The organism is Endozoicomonas sp. PH6C, assembly GCF_059322965.1.
On the sequence record NZ_CP185342.1, the window covers coordinates 2342846 to 2364987 of the forward strand.

Below are 22142 nucleotides of genomic sequence, written 5' to 3' on the forward strand. Positions count from 1 at the left end.
GACTTCCCCGTTTCAATGCTGGTTCTCAGACGACTTTAGTCTTGTTCTTGATAGCTTTCGATAGATGGGCAGGAGCAGATAAAGTTGCGATCGCCGTAGACATTATCGATACGGTTGGCAGTGGGCCAGTATTTGCCATCGATAGAGCCTTTCAACGGGAAGACGGCTTCTTCACGACTGTACGGATGGCTCCATTCGCTGTCTACCAGATCTTCCATAGTGTGCGGAGCGTTGCACAGCGGGTTATCTTCGGCAGGCCATTCGCCTTCCTGTACCTTGCGAACTTCTTTGCGGATCGCAATCATGGCACTCACGAAACGATCGATCTCGTCTTTGGACTCGGATTCGGTCGGCTCAATCATCAGAGTGCCGGCAACCGGGAAGGACATGGTCGGTGCATGGAAACCGTAATCCATCAGGCGCTTGGCAATGTCTTCTTCGGTGACACCGCAGGCTTCTTTGATCGGACGAATATCGATAATGCACTCATGAGCCACCTTGTTGTTGCGACCACGATACAGAACGTCGTAATGAGCAGCCAGTTTCTCAGCCATGTAGTTGGCGTTGAGAATGGCGACTTCACTGGATTGTTGCAGACCCTGCTGTCCCAACATGACAATGTACAGATAACTGATGGGCAGGATAGAGGCGCTGCCAAATGGCGCTGCTGATACTGCACCCATACCTTCGTTATCGCCTTCAATCGGGCTGACGCAGTGGTTTGGCAGGTAAGGCGCCAGATGACTTCTGACGCCGATGGGGCCCATGCCGGGACCACCGCCACCGTGAGGAATAGCGAAGGTTTTATGCAGGTTCAGGTGCGAAACGTCGGAGCCGAACTTGCCAGGTTTGGCGATGCCGACCAGAGCGTTCATGTTGGCGCCGTCCATGTACACTTGACCCCCGTGCTCGTGAACGATGTCGCAGATATTGCGAATCTCTTCTTCATAAACACCGTGGGTGGAAGGGTAGGTCACCATCAGGCAGGACAGGTTTTCACTGTGCTGTTCAGCTTTGGCCTGAAGATCGGCAACATCGACGTTACCATTCTCGTCACAGTCAACGACCACCACTTTCATGCCGACCATAGCGGCAGAAGCTGGGTTGGTGCCATGAGCGGAAGAGGGGATCAGGCAGATATTTCTGTGTGCCTGATCATTGGCCTCCTGATAGTTACGGATGGCCAGCAGACCGGCATACTCGCCTTGGGCACCGGAATTGGGCTGCATGGAGATTTTGTCGTAACCGGTGATTTCTTCCAGTGCCGCTTCCAGTTCGTTGATCATGGTCATATAACCCTTGACCTGTTCTCTGGGCGCAAACGGGTGGATGTTGGCAAATTCAGGCCATGACACCGGAATCATTTCAGCAGCGGCATTCAGTTTCATGGTGCAGGAGCCCAGAGGAATCATGCCGTGGGTCAGGGAGTAATCCTTGTTCTCCAGACGCTTCAGGTAGCGCATCATATCGGTTTCGGAATGATAGCTGTTGAAATTCGGGTGAGTCAGTACGGCATCAGTACGACGATGCTCGTCTTTGAGGCCGGACACTGCAAACTGGCTGTCAATGGTCTGAATATCCAGATCCTGACCCTGTCCCAGAATGATATTGAACAGCTGTGTGATGTCTTCCGCTGTTGTGGTCTCATCAATGCTGATGCCCAGTTGATCGAAGCTGATGCGACGCAGATTGCAGTCAGCTTCGAGGGCGCGGTTATAGATCGCTTCCTGCTGGCTGCCCACTTTCAGGGTCAGGGTGTCGAAGAAAGTATTATTACACTGAACGCCCAGAGTGGTCAGGCCTTTATGCAGAATAGTGGTCAGGCGGTGGATGCGCTCAGCAATGGTCTTCAGACCTTGTGGCCCGTGATAAACGGCATAGAACGCAGAAATGTTGGCCAGCAGAGCCTGGGCAGTACAGATGTTGGACGTCGCTTTTTCACGACGGATGTGCTGCTCACGAGTCTGCATCGCCATGCGGTAAGCCTGGTTACCACGGCGGTCGATGGAAACACCAATAATACGACCGGGAATGGAGCGCTTCAGTTTTTCACTGGCAGCAAAGAAAGCGGCGTGCGGACCACCAAAGCCCATAGGGACACCAAATCGCTGGCTGCTTCCCAGAGCAATGTCAGCCCCCAGCTCACCGGGTGACTTCAGCAGCATCAGAGCCATCAGGTCGGTGGCGACAGACACCATGGCTTTTTGTTCTTTGGCTTTGGCGACGATGCTGGCGACATCGGTAATCTGTCCGTAAGTGCCAGGGTACTGCAGCTGTACACCGAAGATGTCGTGTTTTTCGAGATCGGTAACTGGGTTGCCGACTTCTACCCGGATGCCCATGTGCTCAGCACGGGTTTTGATGACGTCGATGGTTTGCGGGTGGACGTCGTCTGCAACAAAGAACACCCTGTTCTTGCTGCGGCTGGATCTATGGCAAAGTGCCATCGCTTCTGCAGCGGCGGTGGCTTCGTCCAGCAGGGAAGCGTTGGCGACTTCCATGCCGGTCAGGTCCATGACCATTTGCTGGAAGTTCAGCAAAGCTTCCAGACGGCCCTGGGAGATTTCGGGTTGATAAGGCGTGTAGGCAGTGTACCAGCCGGGGTTTTCCAGAACGTTTCTGAGGATGACGTTTGGAATATGGGTGTTGTAGTAGCCCATACCTATGTAGGACTTGTTCACCTTGTTCTGGTCAGCCAGCGAACGCAGGTATTCCAGCGCCTGAACTTCTGTCTTGCCCGCTGCAACCGCCAGGGTGTTCTCTCCTGGGGTAGTGGATGGGCGAATGGCTTTGGGAACGGTCTGTTCAATCAGATCAGACAGTGACTCCAGTTTCAGTTCGGACAGCATTGCCTGTTGCTGAGCCTGATCCGGGCCAATGTGACGACCGGTAAATGCGTTGCTCTGTTCCAGAGCGCTGAGTGCCTGTTTATCAACAGCCATGTTTCTACCTTTCTCTGACGGCCGTCGGTGGATGGGACAGCCCTGTGATGGTCTGAAAATACCTGAACCACGGACCTCGGCCCATGCTCCCATGGGAATGCTCCGGGTTATACGGAGCATTCCGGGTATTTGTGCTGATTATTTTTGCTTTTATTGGCATCTGTCACGAGTCTCAGCACACGACAACATTGACTGCCAGTCCGCCAGTGGCGGTTTCCTTGTACTTATCCTGCATGTCCAGGCCAGTCTGGTGCATGGTTTCTATCACGCTGTCCAGTGAGACCCGATGCTGGCCGGTACCCTGTAGGGCGAGTCGTGCCGCATTAATGGCTTTGACTGCACCCATAGTGTTTCGCTCTATGCATGGCACCTGAACCAGACCTCCAACCGGGTCACAGGTCAGTCCCAGGTTATGTTCCATACCAATTTCTGCCGCATTTTCTATCTGTTCATTGGTGCCGCCCAGAACGGCGCAGAGTGCCCCTGCTGCCATGGAGCAGGCTACCCCGATCTCGCCCTGACAGCCCACTTCAGCGGCTGAAATGGAGGCATTTTTTTTGTACAGCATACCAATGGCGGCTGCGGTAGCCAGAAAAGCCTGAATGCCCTGTTCGCAGCTGCCGGGAACAAAGCGATCATAATAAGCCAGAACGGCGGGTATGACACCGGCAGCACCATTAGTCGGTGCGGTGACGACCCGGCCCCCTGCTGCATTTTCTTCATTCACGGCCAGGGCAAAAAGACTTACCCAGTCCATGCTTTGCAGGTCATCCCAATGCTCTTTTGGCTTGTTGATTAAGCGTTTGTGTATGTCACTGGCGCGGCGGGCAACATCCAGTCCCCCGGGCAGTTTCCCGGTTTGCTGGCAACCGCGCTGGATGCATTGATCCATCACCTGCCAGATGGCCATCAGATCCCCGGAAATATCCTGACTGCGACCCAGATGTTTTTCGTTTTCAAGCACCAGCTCGGCGATGGATAAACCACTGTTTTTGCCGTGGTCCAGTAGGTCCTGACCTTTTTCAAAAGGGTAGGGAATGGGGGCAGCTTGAAGGTTGGTGGATAGATTGGAAGAGGCTTCCTGCTCGTTGAGAACAAAACCGCCACCTACCGAGTAATATCGGTTCTTGTAAAGGACTTGCCCATCGGCATCGAGAGCCGTAAGTGACATGCCATTGGGGTGATTGGGCAGGGAGTTTCCAAAATGAAATTGCAGATCAGTATCGAAATGAAATGTTATAGTCCTGATTCCACCCAGCTTGAGTCGATCGTTGTTCTTAATGTCAGAGACGTATTCAGGCACTTTGTCGGGACTCACGCTATCAGGGTGTTCGCCCAGAAGTCCCAGAAGGACGGCAACATCTGTAGCGTGTCCTTCTCCGGTCATGGCCAGAGAACCATAGAGGTCGGCCTTAATGCGGTGTGTCTGCTCGAAGTGCTGGTTGGTGTGGAGTTCATCCAGAAAACGGTTGGCAGCCACCATGGGACCCACGGTATGTGAGGATGAAGGCCCGATGCCAATTTTAAAAAGGTCGAAAATGCTCAGTCCCATGATCTGCTCCCTCTGTATTCTTATCTCATAAAAACCTTTTGTATTTTAGATTTTTATCGGACTAACGATTCTGGTCTGAAAGAAGCCGTTGTTTTTCCACGATAAGATCCCTGAATTAAACGACTAAAAAAATTCAACATACATTCAGAGAATTGGCAGAGTAGCAAATCTGGAGGTTTCACATCAACCCATTTGTTTCCTATAGGAAACGAAGTGGGTAAAAATTTATAAAAATCAATGATTTATAAGATTTCGGGAAAAGCAATGGTAACAGTGCTGCTGTCTTGTCCACTCTTGTATGAGCCCATTCATTCACGCTTGCACCACTTAATGTCATTGCATCTGGTAGTTGAGACTAAGCACCCAGCCATTCGGAATCGAATAGTTCGTATGGTCTAGCTGGCATCATCATCGCTATCAAGTATTGCTTGATCATCCAGTTCGAAGTACTCAGGAGCAGATACAATTTCCTTCTTTGGCGGTATTTTCTCTGCACACTCGTCTTCATCCTCCGGGTCGCCCATTTTGTCAGAATCCAATTTATAATTGTCAGCAACAGTTACAAATCTCTCCCCTGGCAATGCTCCTCTTAAAATCTTATTTTCTGCTTTCGTGTCGGAAATGTGCTTTGCCATTTCAGTGTTCTTAACCTGCAGGTACAAATTTTCCATTTTAATGTTTTGTAATTCTTCTTCCAGGTATGCCAAACGAGTTTTTGCCTTTTGTCTGGTTCTTCGAGCAGACTCCCTGTTCTTCAGCCTTCTTGTTTCAGGTGATCTTGCTTTTTTATTCCTTGACTTCTTGCTTCTGACTGCTGCGGATGAAGAAGGCCCTGTTGCTGTTTCGACTTCTACGACACAAGCTACCTGAACAACTTGATCCAGCTGGCAGGCAGTGATGGAGCTCCAACTCGACAGGCTCTTGCCTGTCAATGAAAAATTCTGCGGGCAAATCGATATTTTTTTTGCAGGCTCTGGGGTGACGTGAGAAGTTGCCACCCTTTCCAGCACAGGTATTTCTTCTGTGGTCGTTAGAGTATCAGTAAGCTCCTGCGAAAGACTGGCATAACAATGATCCAGTGCCACAATACTGCATTTTGCATCAGCCTTATCAGTTTCATCACTACTGCCCTCAGCGTCTTTTGTCGACACAAGATTCAATGAGGAAGTGCTCGGAGTCGAAGATATATTCATTGTTGCTGTCTCTGTTTATTTATGACTGATAAAACCTAGACACTCTCCATACATGGAATGTTCCGTTTCTGACAGTAAATCTGACAACTTTGTTATAGGGAGAGTGGGTACTCGCCAGCAGTTACAACTGCAAGCTTATTAACTCAATCTGAATGATTCCCGCCTTTGAGGCTGTCGCAAAACTCCAACATCAGGGGAGGTATGCATTCCCACGCAGAGCGTGGGAACGAGTTGTTAAATAGAAAAATCCTGAGTTTTGATTAATATTGAGAGTTTGGCTTCGTTCTGGCTACAGAGGTTGTAGCTGTTGAGAGGAATTCCGTCATTATGAAACACTCCGCTTCCTATCTATTGCCTTTGATGTCCACTTTAACTTTACAGTCAGGCTTTACTCAGGTTTTCGATTCGTCGCTGCCTCCAACTCCAGCGATGGCTGGACGGTTATGGGCGGGTGCTTTATTTTTAGGTGCCGGGCTTGATAGCTCAAGGATCATGCCGAGTTCAAGCGCGCCATATAGCAGTAGTGAAGATGACAGTCCGTTTACCTTTACGGTTAGGTTGGCCCCATCGAGTACAGGCAGTTATGCTGAAAGCACCACTGCTGGTAGCACAGAAACAATTTCATCAAATGATTATTCTTTAGCAACATTCAATTCAGGGTTTCCGGTAGCATCCGCGACTACACATGTTGCGGCGAGCAGTTCTGACACAGTATTACTGACCTCGGATCCAGGCTTGGTAGTAATAGCAAGTCAGAAGAGAGCCGTTGACGAAGAATTAATGGAGGCGGTAAGTAATTATGATTTTGAAAGAGTTGAAGACTGTTTGAACAGAGGGGCTGATCCAAGTTACAGGCAGTCCACAGATCAGGACGATCCAAACGGGTTTATACAACCGATTACGCCTTTAAGATTAGTAATGTTTCGTATTTCAGACTGTGAATTAACTGATGAGGATTTGAGAGAGTTTTATAAAATCGCCAGATGCCTTTTATATCATGGAGCAGACCCCAAACCTGCCATAAAAATAGCAGAAGAGAGATATGGAAAATATGAAGATGCTTTGGGAGGCGACACTCATGTTGTGTTTATGGATATATGGCGAATTGTACACAATGCCCGAACGAATTAAATCCAACAGGCTCAAATGACCTACAGCTCTGGATTTGAGCCAGGAAGACTGATCATCGTGATGCACCCCTGAACGGGACAGGTGATCTGGCAAAGGTTGCAACCGACGCACTCCCCCGGAATGACTTCAAAGGTTCGGTCTTTTCCGTCATCAGATGTTTGCAAGGCTATGGCCTGATGTTCAGTATCTTCGCAGGCCGCAAAACAACGGCCACACCGAATACACTGATTCTGGTCAATATGAGCAACACTTTTGTAGCTCAGATCCAGTCTGTTCCAGTCGGTAAGGCTGGCAACGGCAGCCCCACGAAATTCAGACAGCGCCCGGTAACCTTTCTGATCCATCCATCTTGAGAGTCCGTCAACCAGTTCATCAATGATCTTGAATCCATTCAGCATCACCGCTGTGCAGACTTGCAGGCTTGTTGCCCCCAGTGACAGATATTCTGCAGCATCCCGCCAGGTCGTGATTCCGCCCATGGCGGATATCGTGAGTTTGGCTGTTTCATCGTGTCGTGCCAGTTGTCCCACCATATTCAGGGCAACAGGTTTGACGGCCTGGCCGCTATAACCACCGCTGGTGTAATAATTGCCGACGGCCGGGTAGCCGACCATGGTATCGAGATTGATGCTGGTAATGGAGTTAATGGTATTGATCAGTGAGACAGCGTCTGCCCCGCCAGCGAGAGCGGCACTGGCAGTCTGGACAATATCGGTGACATTAGGCGTCAGCTTAACAATAACCGGCAGTCGTGTATGTTGTTTACACCATCCGGTGACTTTGGTAATGAGCTCGGGGACTTGCCCTACCGCCGCGCCCATACCGAGCTCCGGCATGCCATGGGGGCAACCAAAATTGAGTTCGACGCCGTCACAGCCGGTTGCTTCAACCTGATTGAGAATACGTTGCCAGCTCGCTTCTTCGCAGGGTACCATCAGGGAGACAATTAAAGCCCGGTCGGGCCAGTCTTTTTTGGTCTGTTTGATTTCATCCAGATTGACTTGTAACGGGCGATCTGAAATCAGCTCAATGTTATTGATGCCCAGAATCCGCCCGTGAGTATCCCGATGAGCAGAGTACCTTGAGCAAACATTGGCCGGCGCCGGGTCTTCACCCAGAGTTTTCCAAACGGCACCTCCCCAGCCTGCAGAAAATGCCCGGTAAATGTTGTATGCCTTATCCGTGGGCGGTGCTGAGGCTAACCAGAATGGATTGGGGGACCGAATCCCGAGAAAACCGGTGCTAAGGTCTGCCATCATCTTTTACTGCCTATACTTCGAGCGGTTGCAGAAACCGGTTGATGGCTTCAGCAGCCAGTTTGCCATGCTGGACTGCATGGACGGTGAGATCCTCTCCTTTATCAACACAGTCACCTCCTGCCCAGACATTACCGATAGAGGTCCTGAATTGATCGTCCACTCTGATTTTTCCGTTTTGACTCCGGTCAAGCTTTCCAGAAGAAAAGCACTCTGCTGTTAATGTCTGGCCAATGGCCTTGTAAACCCGGTCAGCGGGAATCACTGTCTGTTCGCCGGTTTCAATCAGTTGGCCAGCAGAGTCCTGAGTGGTTTTCACAAAGCGGATGCCATGCAATTGCCCGGCTTTTGTCTCAAAACCTTTGGGCTTCAACCAGGGAATAATGCGAACACCGCTTTCTTTCGCGAATGATTGTTCATGATGAGTTGCCGACATCTGTTGAAGACCTCTTCGATAAGCGATCGTCACTTCATCGGCTCCCAGTCGGCGCATTTGGCTGGCCACATCAATGGCCGTATTACCTCCGCCGATCACAACGACCTTTGCAGCCACGGGCAGTTCGGCGAGGTTTTTGGTTTGACGAATGGTTTCAATGGTGCCAAGCGCTTCCTGGATGCCTCTGGATTGCTCACAGGGCAATCCAATGGCTTTCGCAGACCCTAGTCCAATGGCAAGAAAGACGGCATCAAACTGAATGGTCAGGTCGGGAAGCTGTTTCTCAAGGTCGATTCTGCTCCCTGTCTCAAGGTTTATGCCGCCGATTTCGAAAATGAATCGGATTTCTTCCTGGGCATAATCCTCTACCAGTTTGTAGGCAGCTATGCCGTACTCGTTGAGCCCGCCGGGTTTGCTGTGAGCATCGAAGACGGTGATGTCATGTCCCAGTCTGGCTAATTTGTGTGCACAGGCCAGACCGGCAGGACCCGCACCCACAACTGCGACGTTTCGGCCTGTTTTTTGTGCGCGGGTAAATGGGTGAGCAGCTTTCTGTCGGTGGTCAATAGCGTACCTTTGTAAACGGCCAATCATCACCGGTTTGCATTCTGGCGAGTGGTTTCGAACGCAAGCCTGCTCACAAAGGACTTCTGTTGGACAGACCCGGGCACAGCTCCCCCCCAGAATGTTTTCTTCCAGAATAACCCGGGCGGCGCCGTCTTCATTATGATCAGCGATTCGGTGGATAAACGAGGGAATATTGATACCTGTCGGGCAGGCAGAAATGCAGGGGGCATCGTGACAATAAAGGCAACGACTGGCTTCCATATTGGCCTGATAGCAGGATAACGGAGGCTTGATATCAGAAAAGTTCTCCTGATAAACCTCGTCAGACATTCGATGGTTCCTGATATCTTTACTGGTCATAAAAAAGACTCCTGACCGGTAACTGAAACGACAGATTCTGGAATAGTAGCAGTGACAGGGCTGTCGGGTAGCGCTTTTTTATGGCCCTCTGAATATGTTTCAGGGTTTGGGTAAGGCGTGAAGTACTCAAGAATGAGAGGGTGGGAAAGAAAGCTGCAAACAGATGGTCGATCTGTTTGCAGCTTCGTTGGAGCTGATTAGAGGCACTGTTTACTCAGTCACTGCCTCTGATGCTTCAGATTGCTTGCCGAAGTATTCACGCACCAGCTTGAATACAACGGGGCTTAGCAGCGCCAGGGCAATCAGGTTGGGAATAGCCATCATAGCGTTCATAGTGTCAGCTACAAGCCAGATGAAATCCAGGCTCACAGTAGCGCCCACTGGAACGGCGACAATCCAAAGGAAGCGATAGGCTTTTACCGCTCTTGGGCCCATCAGGAATACTATGCAACGCTCGCCGTAGAAGCTCCAGCCCAGAATGGTTGTAAAGGCGAAGATAGCCAGAGAAATGGCAACCACATAGTTACCGACACCCGGCAGTGCCTCAGCAAATGCGGCAGAAGTTAACGCGGCCCCTGTCACACCTGAGGTCCAGGCACCGGAAGTAATGATGACCAGGCCGGTGATGGAGCAGACGATGATGGTGTCCAGGAAAGTACCCAGCATGGCAATCAGGCCCTGACGAACGGGGTCGTTGGTTTTTGCTGCCGCGTGAGCGATAGGCGCAGAACCCAGACCGGCTTCGTTAGAAAACACACCACGAGCGACACCAAAGCGGATAGCAGCCCATACCGCAGCGCCAGCAAAACCACCGGTAGCCGCAGTAGGTGTAAAGGCGTGGGTGAAGACCAGGCTCAGGGCGGCAGGAATTTGCTCAGCATTGATAGCCAGAACAACCAGACCGGCGACCAGGTAGGCAATGGCCATCAGGGGAACCAGAGTACTGGCCACTGCGCCAATTCTACGGATGCCGCCAATCAGTACAGCACCCACCAGGAACATCAGAATAAAACCGGTCACGACGGGAGGCAGGCTGAAGTTACTTTGCAGGACGTCAGCCACCGAGTTGGACTGAACGGTGTTGCCGATACCGAAGCCGGCGATCGCACCGAAAATAGCGAAGGCTGTACCCAGCCAAGCCCAGCGTGAACCCAGACCATTCTTGATGTAGTACATAGGGCCACCGTAGTGCTTGCCGTTTTCGTCGACCTCACGGTATTTTACGGCCAATACGGCTTCCGAGAATTTGGTGGCCATACCCACCAGAGCAGTACACCACATCCAGAACAGCGCACCGGGACCCCCCATGAAGACGGCCGTTGCAACACCGGCAATGTTACCGGTACCGATGGTGGCAGAAAGGGCGGTCATCAGGGCCTGGAAAGGAGGGATTTCACCGGAGTCGCCGGACCCGGCACTGCGGCCTTGCCAGAGGAGTTTAAAGCCGGTGCCCAGCTTCAGGATGGGCATCAGTCGCAGGCCCAGCATCAGGAATAGTCCTATCCCCAGCATGAGGACCAGCATCATGGGTCCCCAAACGACGCCATTAATGGCACCGATGATTTCGGTCAGTGTTTCCATTATGAAACTTCACTCCACGCTATTGGATGTTCTGTTATTATTTTCAGGTCTTTGTTATACGACACTAAAGGGTGTCAGCTCAGACAGATGATCAGGGTCAGGACGAGACCTGCAGTACAAAGGTTTCTTATCCTGACGGTACGCCTAACTTAATGAATTAATTGAGTAAATACAACGCTGAATGTTTTTTGACAGATTTTAGGGGAATTTAATTTCCGGGAAGCTTATTTCTTTTTACGGGAAGCTTATATAGTATCAAGTACGTCTGGAAGTAGAGATAACTATAAATGTCAGAACAGGAAATATCAGAGCAGGCGCACTTTCTGAAGCAGGAAAAACAGTCGGTCATCCTCTCCCGCAGTAACAGGGAGGCTGCTGTTGAGCCGTTGCAACTGGGACAGCGAGTCCGTGAAATCCGTCTGAGCCTCAATCTGACACTGGAAGAAGCCAGCCAGAAAACCGGCCTGGCCCGATCAACCCTCTCCAAGATAGAAAATGAGCAGATATCGCCCACCTTTACTGCTGTGACCAAACTGGTAAGGGGTCTGGGTATTGATATCCCCCAGTTGTTCACCCAACCTTCGGAAAAGAAGGCCGCCAGCGGTCGCCGGGACATTACCCGAAAAGGGCAGGGGCGCCCACACCCCACCACCACTTACGAACATGAGCTGCTGGCGACTGAGTTGTCGGGCAAGAAGATGGTGCCCTTCAAAACAACGGTTTGTGCCCGGTCATTTGAGGATTATCAGGATTGGGTAAGGCATGAGGGTGAGGAATTTTTGCTGGTTCTCAGTGGCAAAATCATGCTTTACACAGAGTTTTATCAACCGGTAGAACTCAATGAGGGTGACAGCACCTATTACGATGCTGAGATGGGACATGCTCTGATTTCCCTCAGTGAGGAAGATGCCGTTATTCTTTGGGTGACCGCCTGACCTGCCTTTCCTGATGCGTGGCGTATTCAGCCCGCTTGTCTAAACTTATCCGTTTTATTGAGCCCTTGGCAATTTGTTGAGTCAAATTTCATAAAGGCCAAGCACTTATGGCTTTATCCATTGCCCTGATTTCGAGGTTTTTATGATTCGGACTTTTAAAGCCCTGTTGTTTTCATCTGTCACGCTGCTTTCCTCACCGAATTCACAAGCTAAGGAAACCTTGGTGTTTCAGCTTGGTGCAGTCAACAGCGACGGTAACGCAGTTGTTATCGAAAGCAGGCCAGGTAGCAAGGCTTGGAAAACGGTTTTTAATGGCAACCTTCCCGGTTGTTTAATGAATGAATTTACCAATATTCCCCTGACCAGCAAAACTATGGCTCATCGTTACAGTCTGAGCTCTTTTCACATACCTCTGGGAAGCAATCGGTTCGCTTTTGGTTGTTCCAACGGTTTGGTGTTTGTTGGGGGCGAAGGAGAGGAGCCTTTCTCGGTAAATTCTCCATCTCCTAATCTTGGTTACTTCAATTTATCCTATGCCAACTCGCCTGTTTATCTCGCCCACAGTGCCGAATTTAATCAGCGCTACAAGAAAAACTGGTTGTTTGCTGCCCAGCATGGACACCTGTTTATTATCGATATCGACAAGAGGCAGCTGGTTAGGTTTCCGCATTGGATAGAAGGAAACTACCTCTCTATGTGGGATTTCCGCATGGGTGTTGATTACTCTATGCCCATGACCGGGCTGGATATCTACCAGGACAAAAAAGGGACTTTCCATGTGTTGGGTGTCATGCAAAGAAATCTGGAGAAAAAAAAGCGTCATTATTCCAGAGCACTCCTGCAACATGTAACGCTCGAAGATGGAATCCCTTACAGCTATTGGGATGATATTGACGATGAATCGATCAACAGGGCAGGAGATGGTCTGTTACAGTTTGGTGAAACCCTGTTTATAGCAGATGAAGAAAATGGGATACACCACCCTGGTACGAATACCTCTTTAAGAGGAGACCTCAGTGGCCTCAATGTTGACCCTTATACCCGGGCAATGGTGCTAAGGGGCAGGCATCATCAGCTGGTCATTGTTCGATACCCTGAAGAACCCGTAAACGTGGCCTATATCGGTGCTTGGGGAAAATTGGTGAGCTCAAAAAAACTGGATGGCAAAGAGCCTCCATTGCTTAAAGATGGTTATTCCAAGACATTCAGAGTCAACCATGACTTTCAGTATGATTCTGATCTACTGCCGGTCAATGAAGATAAGAAGAAACGCTATGCGCATCACCATATGATCAGTATGAAAAAAGGCATTATCTTTTCTGCAGAAGCAGACTCCGAAGGTTTTGGGCAGTACGTCTATCAATGCGATACCGGTCTGACCTCCGGAGAAGCCTGGAAAAAAGGTGCCTGGATAGAGCCCAGGCAATGCAATTGGGAAAAAGCTTCTGCCAGATTCACCCGGCCCGACAAGCTGGAGGGGCTGAACTATCGATTAACCGGATTGAACTACTACCATTCCTTCACGGCCCGAGTGATGGACGAAATCCATTTCTTCAGCGATCGGGTGGAGGACGAAACGGGCGTTATTCATCCCAATGATCCCAAGCCAAGAGATGAACTCTAACAGGACTCCCCGAAAAGGGCAGGGGCATCCACATCCCATCACCTATGAACATGAACAGCTGGCTACCGGGTTGTCGGGCAAGAAGGTGGTGTCCTGCAAAACGACGGTCTGTGCCCGGTCAGCCTGACCTGCCTTTCTTAACTTTTGCAGTGTGTGGCCTATTCAGCCCGCTCGTCTAAAATTGTCGGTTTCATTGAACCCTTGGCAATTTACTGAGTCAAAACTCATAGAGGCCATTACATTATTACCCTGATAAGGAGGTTTGTATGATCCGGACACTTAAAGCCCTGTTGTTGTCGTCTGTCACGCTGGTATCCTCACTGAATTCACATGCTGAGGACACCCTGGTATTTCAGCTTGGAGCTGTCAATAGTGACGGTAATGCAGTTGTTATCGAAAGCAGGCCAGGCAGCAAGGCCTGGAAAACGGTTTTTAATGGTAACCTTCCCGGTTGTCTTATGAATGAATTTACCAATATCCCTCTAACCGGAAAAACCATGGCTCATCATCACAGTCTGAGTTCATTCCATAAGCCTCTGGGAAATAACCGGTTTGCTTTTGGTTGTTCCAACGGTTTGGTATTTGTTGGGGGCGAAGGAGAGGAGCCTTTCTCAATCGATTCTCCATCACCAAATCTTGGTTTCTTCAATTTATCCTATGCCAACTCGCCTGTTTATCTGGCGCATAGTGCTGAATTTAACCAGCGCTATAAGAAAAACTGGTTGTTTGCCGCTCAGCATGGACATCTGTTTATCATCGATATTGACAAGAAAGAGCTGGTGACAGTACCGGGCTGGGAACACCGAACCTACCTTCCAATGGAAGATTTCCGCAAGGGGGTTGATCACTCCAAACCCATGACCGGGCTGGATATTTACCAAGATAATGAAGGAACTTTCCATGTACTGGGTATCATGCAAAGAAATCTGAAGAAATCTGAGAGTTATTACTCCAGAGCGCTCCTGCAAAGTGTCAACCTCAATAATGGCAAGCCTGCCAGCCGTTGGGATGATATAAAAGATGAACCGATCAATGCGAAAGGGGATGGTCTCTTACAGTTCGGCGAAACCATCTATATAACGAGCGATATGTTAGAAATTCACGCTCGTGTGCCTTCCACTTTGAGAGGAGACTTCAGTGGCCTTAATGTTGACCCTTACACCCGTTCAATGGTGCTCAGAGGCAAGCATCACAAGTTGGTTATTGTTCGATACCCCGTGGAACCCGTGAGCATGGCCTATATTGGAGCCTGGGGAAAAACGGTGAGTTCAGAGATATTGGACGGTAAAGAACCACCGCTGCTTGAAGATGGTTATCCCAAAACATTCAGAGTCACCCATGACTTTCAGGATAAATCTGATCTACTGCCAGCCACTAAAGAGAAGAAGAAGCGTTATGCGCATCATCATATGATCAGCATGAAAAAGGGCATTATCTATTCTGCAGAAGCGGACTTTGAAGGTTTTGGGCAGTTCGTCTATCAATGCGATACCGGTTTGACCTCTGGAGAAGCCTGGACAAAAGGTGCCTGGATAGAGCCAAGGCAATGCCAGTGGGAAAAAGCTTCTGCGCACTACACGCGGCCCGACAAGCTGGAGGGGCTGGGCTATCCATTAAACGGATTAAACTATTTTCATTCTTTTACTACCCGGGTGGTGGATGAGAAAGGCGTTGTTGATCCTAACCTCCCTGATTCAAGGGATGAACTCTAAGTACCTAACCAGTTGGTTAACAAGGCTGGGGGCGCTCTTAAGTACTCAGCCATACGGAATCGAATATTTCTGGCTTATTGGCAGGTGCTCTGCAAGGTGCAACGACGGGAACATAGCAAGCTATGTGACCAGAGTTGCAACGCATCACGACTGCATGGATGCAGGAGCTAGAGCAACGCAGGAGCAGTTGCCGCGAGTGCCTGAACAATGAGTCAGAAAATATGATTTCGTATGGTTGAGTACTTATGGCCAATTGGCAATGCAATCGTACTTGCGCAAAAAAACAGGAAATATGATGAACATATCATCTTCCACAACCTCTGTGTTTCGCCCCGAAAAAACCGTGAACGATAGTCCAGAGGAAAACAGCAACACCTCATTTGCCGGTAAAAAAACAGGCCATGCAAAAACTGTCAGGGTTTATATAAAGGATTCGTTTATACAGGCAGAACAGTCATTAATAAATCCCTCTATTACCAACAAAACAACCCTCCATAGCTTTGAAATCGGAGGCAGAGCTTATGGCTCATTTTGTGATGAGGGCGCTAATGAGTACATAAGATCACTTTTTCAAGACAAAGATGACGATATTTCTTTTGTTGTCAAAGAGCAGGATGACATTGAGCGTGAATATCACCCTCCGGCTCTCTGGGGAAAACGATTTGCTCAGTGGATTTCACTAGGGGCCAATTACTGTACGACTTGCGAAGACGATAAGGATCAGCTTCCATCATGTCATCAGTTCGAGCATTTTTTGCATTGCGGAGTAAAAAAATTCTCTATTAAAAACGTTATAACCTGTTACAACGAAGCAATAGTCACTGATATAAAAACAGTTAAGCCATTCAGCTATCTAAACTTGGCAGGTACCTTTACACAAGAGTGGATTCACTCCATGACCTACATAGGCTCCGGTTTCTGTATCGGTATGTTTGGTACAGATGGTCCTATTGCTATCCAGACTGTTGAAAACTCTTTATTACACTGGAGCAACAAGGACTGTGAAAGCCCCAGGTCAATTACGTTACGGACTGGTTTATTGTACGCAGGCAGTAATTTTGCAACATTCACTTGAAAGCCAGGCGACGCCACGCTTCTCCCCTGAAAAGCGGACTCTGCAGCGCGAGATAGGTATGGGTTCCCACGCTCCTTCAGAGCCCAGTATTTCACTAGGAGCCTGACCGAGAATAGACTGCCCTACTGCGGCGGCAGCAAATTGGTCTGAAAATCCGCTTTTGTTCGTCAAATAGCTCGCTATTCTCCTCACAAAACCGAATTTTCATCCTCAATTTTCTGCCGTCCTCGCTACGGGCGCTATTCTCGGTCAGGCTCCTAGAAGAGGGGGTAAATGATGAAGATTACCCATAAGAACGAGGTCAAACACAGTCTGAAGCCCAGTCTACACCCCTATCTAAGTGGTGTCTGGACTCCCAATTTCACGGAATACACGGCCAGTGATATGGAGGTTATTGGGGAAATACCGACCGATATAGACGGCGTATATGTAAGAAATACTGAAAATCCTGTGCAGGAACCCATCGGTCATTACCACCCTTTTGATGCTGACGGCATGATTCATGCGGTGTCATTTCGCGATGGAAAGGCTGAATACAGTAACCGCTTTGTTCGCACCAAGGGGTTTGTCGCCGAGCAGGAGGCCGGAGAAGCGCTTTGGGCTGGTTTTATCAATGACCACAAGATGTCAAAGCGTCCGGGGATTGGTGCTCAGGGCAGTTCCAAAGATGGTTCATCAACGGACGTGGTGGTTCACGCAGGCAAGATCATTTCCACGTTTTGGCAATGCGGTGACGGGTATCAGCTGGACCCCTATACCCTTGAACAGTTGGGCACATTTAGCTGGGCGCCCATTGATGGGATATCTGCCCATCCGAAAGTCGATGAAAAGACGGGTGAGATGCTGTTCTTCAATTATTCCAGGTATCCACCTTATCAACACTACGGTGTCGTTAATCGTGACGGCAAGTTGGTGCACTTCACACCGGTGCCGCTACCCGGTCCCCGCTTGCCCCATGACATGGCATTCTCTGAAAACTACTCGATTTTTGCCGACCTGCCACTGTTTTGGGACCCCGTGCTGCTGGAAGACAATATTCACTTCCCTTGCTATTACCCTGAGTTGCCTTCGCGATTTTCTATCATTCCCAGGTTCGGTAACGAGAAAGACATTGTTCAGTTTGAAGCAAAGCCGACTTATGTTTTGCACTGGCTTAATGCCTACGAAGAGGGTGATGAAGTTATTCTGGAAGGATATTTTCAGGAAAACCCCAATCCGGGTCCCATTCCTGGCTTGCCCAAAGGCGCTGGTAAACTGATGGCTCAGCTGGCCCTGAATCATCTTCAGCCGAAGCTGTATCGCTGGCGATTTAACCTCGTAACAGGTGAGGTTGTTGAGGGCAGGTTGGATGATCGGGATCGATCATGAACCTGATCGGAAAGACACCTGAGAGCAATCTGGAGAAGGGTATTCAGATGTGCTCCGGCTGGCAGACCAGTCAATATTGATGGTCTGGTCAGATAAGAAAGCGCTCTGGTGCTCTGTACGGATGACGATGCAACACTCCCGGTGGTACACTGCGTCCCCTTGAACGAATTCTGGAGGTGTCAGAACGGCATTTCCAGTGTCTACGGGAGAGAACAGGTTGTTGTCCAAATCCTATAAGTGGTCACTGTTGATCGGCTTAATTCTTCTGGCTGCTGGCTTTTATGCTCTGTCTTTGCGTCCTACCCTGAAGCATATAAAGGGTGAGACCATGGGCACTACCTACAGTATTACTTACGTTTCAACGCCTTTTTCCCATTCGACAGGGAGTGTTAAAAAGCAGGTGGATAGGCTGCTGGAAGAGATCAACGACAGCATGTCTACCTACCGTGAAGACTCCGAGTTGATGCAATTCAACCGCGCCGAAATCGGGAAGCCATTCAAGGCTTCCGATGAGCTGGTGGATCTTGTCGAGAGAAGTCTGGTGGTTTCCCGCATGTCGGATGGTGCCTACGATGTGACTGTGGGTCCTCTGGTAAATCTGTGGGGTTTTGGCCCTTCCGATGCCAGCAGGCAAGCCTCACAAAGTAAAGAAGAATCGTCCGGTTCCGGTGATAAAAAAGCTCCGGAATACATAGAATGGATGATCAATAATTATCCGGCTGAACTGCCTTCTGATGAAGAGATTGCTGCAGCTCAGGCTAAAGTGGGTTATCAGGCGGTTATCGCAGATACCCGAAACGATGAGCTGACCCGAACCAAAGACGTCTTTGTGGATCTCAGCTCCATTGCCAAAGGTTATGGTGTCGACAAAGTGGCTTATCTGCTCAAGTCAGAAGGCATCAACAGTTATCTGGTTGAGATTGGTGGTGAGGTCATAGTCGGTGACCCTAAACCGGATGGCTCTCTCTGGAAGTTGGGTATCCGTGGTCCAGCTATGATCGGCAGTAATCCGGCCCTGATTGTTGAGCTGGAAAACAGGGCCATGGCGACATCGGGCGACTACCTGAATTATTTTGAAGTGGATGGCCAGAAGTATTCCCATACGATCAATCCCCGAACCGGCCATCCTGAAATGGGGCGTCTGGCCGAAGTGGCTGTGATTGAGGATAATGCTGCTGAGGCTGATGCACTGGCCACCCTGTTTATGGTTTTAGGTGATAAAGAAGGTCTGAAGCTGGCCAACAGGGAGGGAATCTCAGCCTACTTCACCTATCATACTGAAAAGGGTTTTGAAGCGGTCAGCAGTGATGCATTCAAACCCTTTCTGCCAGAACAGAATTGAGTGATGACCAGGCCGATAACCCTGGCTGCCATTGCAAACGACAGAGCACTTATTGCAGTGAAAAACTGTCATATAAAATTAACAGTGCCCGAGCGGTGCTAGATAAATAAGAGTGTTTTCTTTAGCTACGGGCCTCTTCTCAGGAGGGCAATATCATGACACTGATGCTGATTACATTTGGAATCTTTTTGCTACTGATGGCCCTGATGGCCATTGGTGTAATTGTTGCCAACAAGCCGATCAAGGGGTCCTGTGGTGGTTTGAGCACCCTTGGCCTGAAGGATGGCTGCATGATCTGTGGCGGCGGGGACAAGAACGATCCTTTCTCTGAAGGTCAGCATAGGGATATGGAGCATCTGTTTTACGATGCGACTGCCGAAAAGACTGTTAAGAAGAGTTGATTTGCTCTCTGAACGGGCTTTCTGCTCTGCAGGAAGAGTGCGAGCAATATCCGGAAAAAACCGGAGTTTCCCAATACGGATGACCGATTGTTTCTGTATTGAAGGTTAAGAGGCTGTTCCCTTAAAGTTTGTGGGCAGCCTCTGAGAAAATTAATAAAAATATGGGAGCCTTGCAGTGTCATGAACCTCTGGGCACAGAGTTCATGACCTGATGCAATGCTGCCCGGATCGCTTTGAGGGGTTAAAGGATGGGTGTAAGTCACTACGATCTGGTTGTGCTGGGTTCCGGGCCGTCGGGCGAAGGGGCGGCAATGAATGCTGTCAAGCTGGGCAAGAAGGTTGCAGTCGTTGAGCAGAATGCCTTTGTAGGTGGTAACTGTACCCATCTGGGTACCATACCTTCCAAGTCTCTGCGGCACTCAGTCAAACAGATCATGGACTTCAATACCAATCCCATGTTCCGTGAAATTGGTGAGCCCCGCTGGTTCAGTTTTCCCAAGGTTTTGAAAACGGCTGAACGCGTCATTCAGAAGCAGGTGCAGTCCCGCACCTTATATTATGCCCGAAACCGGATTGATCTTTATTTTGGCCATGCCTCCTTTGTTGACGAGCATACTATTGAGGTTCAGCAGGATAATGGCCATGTCGAAAAACTTCACGGGTCCAATATTCTGATTGCCACCGGCTCCCGTCCTTACCAGCCTGCAGATGTTAACTTCCGTCATCCACGGATTCACGACAGTGATTCTATTCTTCAGCTAACCACTACTCCACGCCGGATGATCATTTATGGAGCGGGTGTTATCGGTTCCGAGTATGCCTCCATTTTCTCTGGTCTGGGTGTGCTGGTGGATCTGGTGGATACCCGTGATCGTCTGCTCTCTTTTCTGGATAAGGAGATTTCCGATGCTCTGGGCTACCAGCTGCGGAAAATGAACGTCATTATTCGTCACAATGAAGAATACCAGAAAGTGGAAATGCTGGATGACGGCGTAGTGATGCACCTGAAATCAGGCAAGAAGCTGAAAGCGGATATTCTATTGTGGGCCAATGGCAGAACGGGCAATACTCAGGATATGGGCCTTGAACTGATAGGTCTGAAGCCGAACAGCCGCGGACAGCTGTCTGTTAATGAGAATTATCAGACAGAGATTGATCATATCTATGCAGCGGGCGATGTGATTGGGTGGCCCAGCCTGGCCAGTGCTGCTTATGATCAGGGCAGGTCCGCTGCTGGTAATATGGAAAATATCGGACAGTGGCGTTTTGTCAACGAAGTACCGACCGGTATCTATACCATTCCGGAAATCAGCTCGCTGGGTAAAACCGAAGAAGAGTTGACAGCTGCTGCTGTGCCCTATGAAGTGGGCAAAGCTTTCTTCTCGAGGCTGGCCCGGGCCCAGATTACCGGCGAAACAGTGGGTATGCTAAAAATCCTGTTCCACCGCGAGACCGGTGAAGTGCTGGGTATCCATTGTTTTGGTGACCAGGCATCGGAGATCGTACACATCGGTCAGGCTGTGATGTCCCAAAAAGGGGAAGCTAACAATATCCGCTACTTCCTGAACACCACATTCAACTATCCCACTATGGCCGAAGCCTACCGTGTGGCTACTCTGGATGGTTTGAACCGTTTGTTCTGAGTATCTCCAACCTGCCAGGCTAAACAGTCTGGCAGAGACCCGATGATTAGCTTTTCTTTTGCAGGAGGCATTTGATTTCGGTCAGCTGTTGCTGCAAATCTTCAAGGTTGGGTTGACCCTCATTCTTAATAGCTTCTTCTTCACTGCGCACCTTTTGACGCTCTTCCTCCAGAACGTTGACGACAATACCAATGATCATGTTCAGAAAGGCGAAGGTCGTGAAGAAAATAAAACTGAGATAGTAGGCCCAGCTCAGTGGGTAGACAGCCATGGTTTCGTACATGACATCGGTCCAGTCTTCGAAAGTCATGACCCTGAACAGGGTCAGCATACTGATGGAGATATTACCCCAGAGTTCAGGATTGATATTCAGGAAGAAGGTGCTGCCAACAGCGGCGTAGATATAAAAAATGATGAACATCAGCAACATGACATAACCCAGTTGTGGCAGAGCTTTCAGCAGTGAGTTCAGTAGCAGTCGAAGCTCGGGGATGACAGATATCATCCGCAGTACCCGGAAAATTCTGATTAATCGACCCACAAGAGCCATCTCGGTATCGCTGACCGGGATCAGGCTGACGATCACAATCAGGGTGTCAAAGAGATTCAAAGAGATTCCAGCCGGACTTGAAGAAATTCTTTTTGTTCTCTTCGCCAAAAAAGCGGATTAGTATTTCCACCAGAAAAAAGAGTGTAATACCGATATCCAGCACGCTGATAGTGCCTTCAAGGTACGGTGGCAGCTTATAAGTCTTCGCGCCAATGACCAGGGCAGAGAAGATGATGATACTAACGACAAAGAGTTCAAATATCTTGTTGGAGCGTATGGCGTTGAAGCGAGCCTGTAAATCGCTGTTTTTCATGGTTTGGTTACGATTAAAAAGGGCGGGTTGACTGCCCCGGATGCGACTGCACCGGGCTATGTTTTAATTTTAAGGCAGTTATTCTACCGTGAATAACATTGCCTCCCCAAGAGGGAGGCAAGTATTTTTTCAGCAGGCAGATTCTAAGTATCTGCTTCTCC

Annotated in this window: 17 protein-coding genes; 9 read left to right on the forward strand and 8 right to left on the reverse strand. The window is 49.4% G+C overall.

Annotated elements, in window-relative coordinates:
- Positions 1–35 precede the first annotated feature (35 nt).
- The 3 genes from gcvP to ACOMG9_RS09140 all read right to left on the reverse strand — a co-directional run bounded on the left by gcvP (position 36) and on the right by ACOMG9_RS09140 (position 5687).
- Positions 36–2942, reverse strand: coding sequence for an aminomethyl-transferring glycine dehydrogenase (gcvP, locus tag ACOMG9_RS09130; RefSeq protein ID WP_448216686.1), 2907 nt, complete (start codon positions 2940–2942; stop codon positions 36–38).
- A 172-nt stretch (positions 2943–3114) separates the two neighbouring features.
- Positions 3115–4494 (reverse strand): L-serine ammonia-lyase, encoded by a 1380-nt coding sequence (locus tag ACOMG9_RS09135; RefSeq protein WP_422137738.1) that lies wholly within the window; start codon positions 4492–4494, stop codon positions 3115–3117.
- A gap of 395 nt (positions 4495–4889) precedes the next feature.
- Complete coding sequence (locus tag ACOMG9_RS09140; protein WP_448216687.1) at positions 4890–5687, reverse strand: bZIP transcription factor; 798 nt, start codon at positions 5685–5687, stop codon at positions 4890–4892.
- 327 nt (positions 5688–6014) lie between these two features.
- On the opposite strand from ACOMG9_RS09140, the gene ACOMG9_RS09145 reads away from it, so the two are divergent.
- A complete protein-coding gene (locus ACOMG9_RS09145; RefSeq protein ID WP_448216688.1) occupies positions 6015–6818 on the forward strand; it encodes a hypothetical protein in 804 nt (267 codons plus the stop codon).
- 20 nt (positions 6819–6838) lie between these two features.
- On the opposite strand, the gene preA is transcribed toward ACOMG9_RS09145, so the two are convergent.
- The 3 genes from preA to ACOMG9_RS09160 form a co-directional block, all read right to left on the reverse strand.
- Complete coding sequence (preA, locus tag ACOMG9_RS09150) at positions 6839–8074, reverse strand: NAD-dependent dihydropyrimidine dehydrogenase subunit PreA (RefSeq protein WP_448218633.1); 1236 nt, start codon at positions 8072–8074, stop codon at positions 6839–6841.
- 13 nt (positions 8075–8087) lie between these two features.
- Positions 8088–9437 (reverse strand): NAD(P)-dependent oxidoreductase, encoded by a 1350-nt coding sequence (locus tag ACOMG9_RS09155; RefSeq protein WP_448216689.1) that lies wholly within the window; start codon positions 9435–9437, stop codon positions 8088–8090.
- Between the two features lie 210 nt (positions 9438–9647).
- Complete coding sequence (locus ACOMG9_RS09160) at positions 9648–11018, reverse strand: alanine/glycine:cation symporter family protein (RefSeq protein ID WP_448216690.1); 1371 nt, start codon at positions 11016–11018, stop codon at positions 9648–9650.
- Between the two features lie 287 nt (positions 11019–11305).
- Between ACOMG9_RS09160 and ACOMG9_RS09165 the strand changes: the two genes are divergently transcribed.
- The 8 genes from ACOMG9_RS09165 to sthA all read left to right on the forward strand — a co-directional run bounded on the left by ACOMG9_RS09165 (position 11306) and on the right by sthA (position 21118).
- The gene (locus ACOMG9_RS09165) at positions 11306–11953 is read left to right on the forward strand and encodes a helix-turn-helix domain-containing protein (RefSeq protein ID WP_422133376.1); all 648 of its coding nucleotides are present in this window, start codon (positions 11306–11308) and stop codon (positions 11951–11953) included.
- 223 nt (positions 11954–12176) lie between these two features.
- On the forward strand, positions 12177–13577 hold the full coding sequence (locus tag ACOMG9_RS09170) for a hypothetical protein (protein ID WP_448216691.1): 1401 nt from the start codon (positions 12177–12179) through the stop codon (positions 13575–13577).
- Between the two features lie 266 nt (positions 13578–13843).
- On the forward strand, positions 13844–15289 hold the full coding sequence (locus tag ACOMG9_RS09175) for a hypothetical protein (RefSeq protein ID WP_494530109.1): 1446 nt from the start codon (positions 13844–13846) through the stop codon (positions 15287–15289).
- Positions 15290–15560: 271 nt separating this feature from the next.
- Positions 15561–16364, forward strand: coding sequence for a hypothetical protein (locus ACOMG9_RS09180; protein ID WP_494530110.1), 804 nt, complete (start codon positions 15561–15563; stop codon positions 16362–16364).
- A 273-nt stretch (positions 16365–16637) separates the two neighbouring features.
- On the forward strand, positions 16638–17732 hold the full coding sequence (locus ACOMG9_RS09185) for a carotenoid oxygenase family protein (RefSeq protein WP_494530111.1): 1095 nt from the start codon (positions 16638–16640) through the stop codon (positions 17730–17732).
- A 220-nt stretch (positions 17733–17952) separates the two neighbouring features.
- Complete coding sequence (locus ACOMG9_RS09190) at positions 17953–19074, forward strand: FAD:protein FMN transferase (RefSeq protein ID WP_422133381.1); 1122 nt, start codon at positions 17953–17955, stop codon at positions 19072–19074.
- 155 nt (positions 19075–19229) lie between these two features.
- A complete protein-coding gene (gene nqrM, locus ACOMG9_RS09195; RefSeq protein WP_422133382.1) occupies positions 19230–19475 on the forward strand; it encodes a (Na+)-NQR maturation NqrM in 246 nt (81 codons plus the stop codon).
- A 248-nt stretch (positions 19476–19723) separates the two neighbouring features.
- Entirely contained in the window at positions 19724–21118 is a 1395-nt protein-coding gene (gene sthA, locus ACOMG9_RS09200) for a Si-specific NAD(P)(+) transhydrogenase (RefSeq protein WP_422133383.1), read from the forward strand.
- Positions 21119–21164: 46 nt separating this feature from the next.
- Here the strand turns inward: sthA and ACOMG9_RS09205 are convergent, their stop codons facing one another.
- Complete coding sequence (locus ACOMG9_RS09205) at positions 21165–21728, reverse strand: ion transporter (RefSeq protein WP_494530112.1); 564 nt, start codon at positions 21726–21728, stop codon at positions 21165–21167.
- On the reverse strand, positions 21715–21981 hold the full coding sequence (locus ACOMG9_RS09210) for an ion transporter (protein ID WP_494530113.1): 267 nt from the start codon (positions 21979–21981) through the stop codon (positions 21715–21717). Before ACOMG9_RS09210 ends, ACOMG9_RS09205 begins: the two co-directional genes overlap by 14 nt.
- Positions 21982–22142 lie beyond the last annotated feature (161 nt).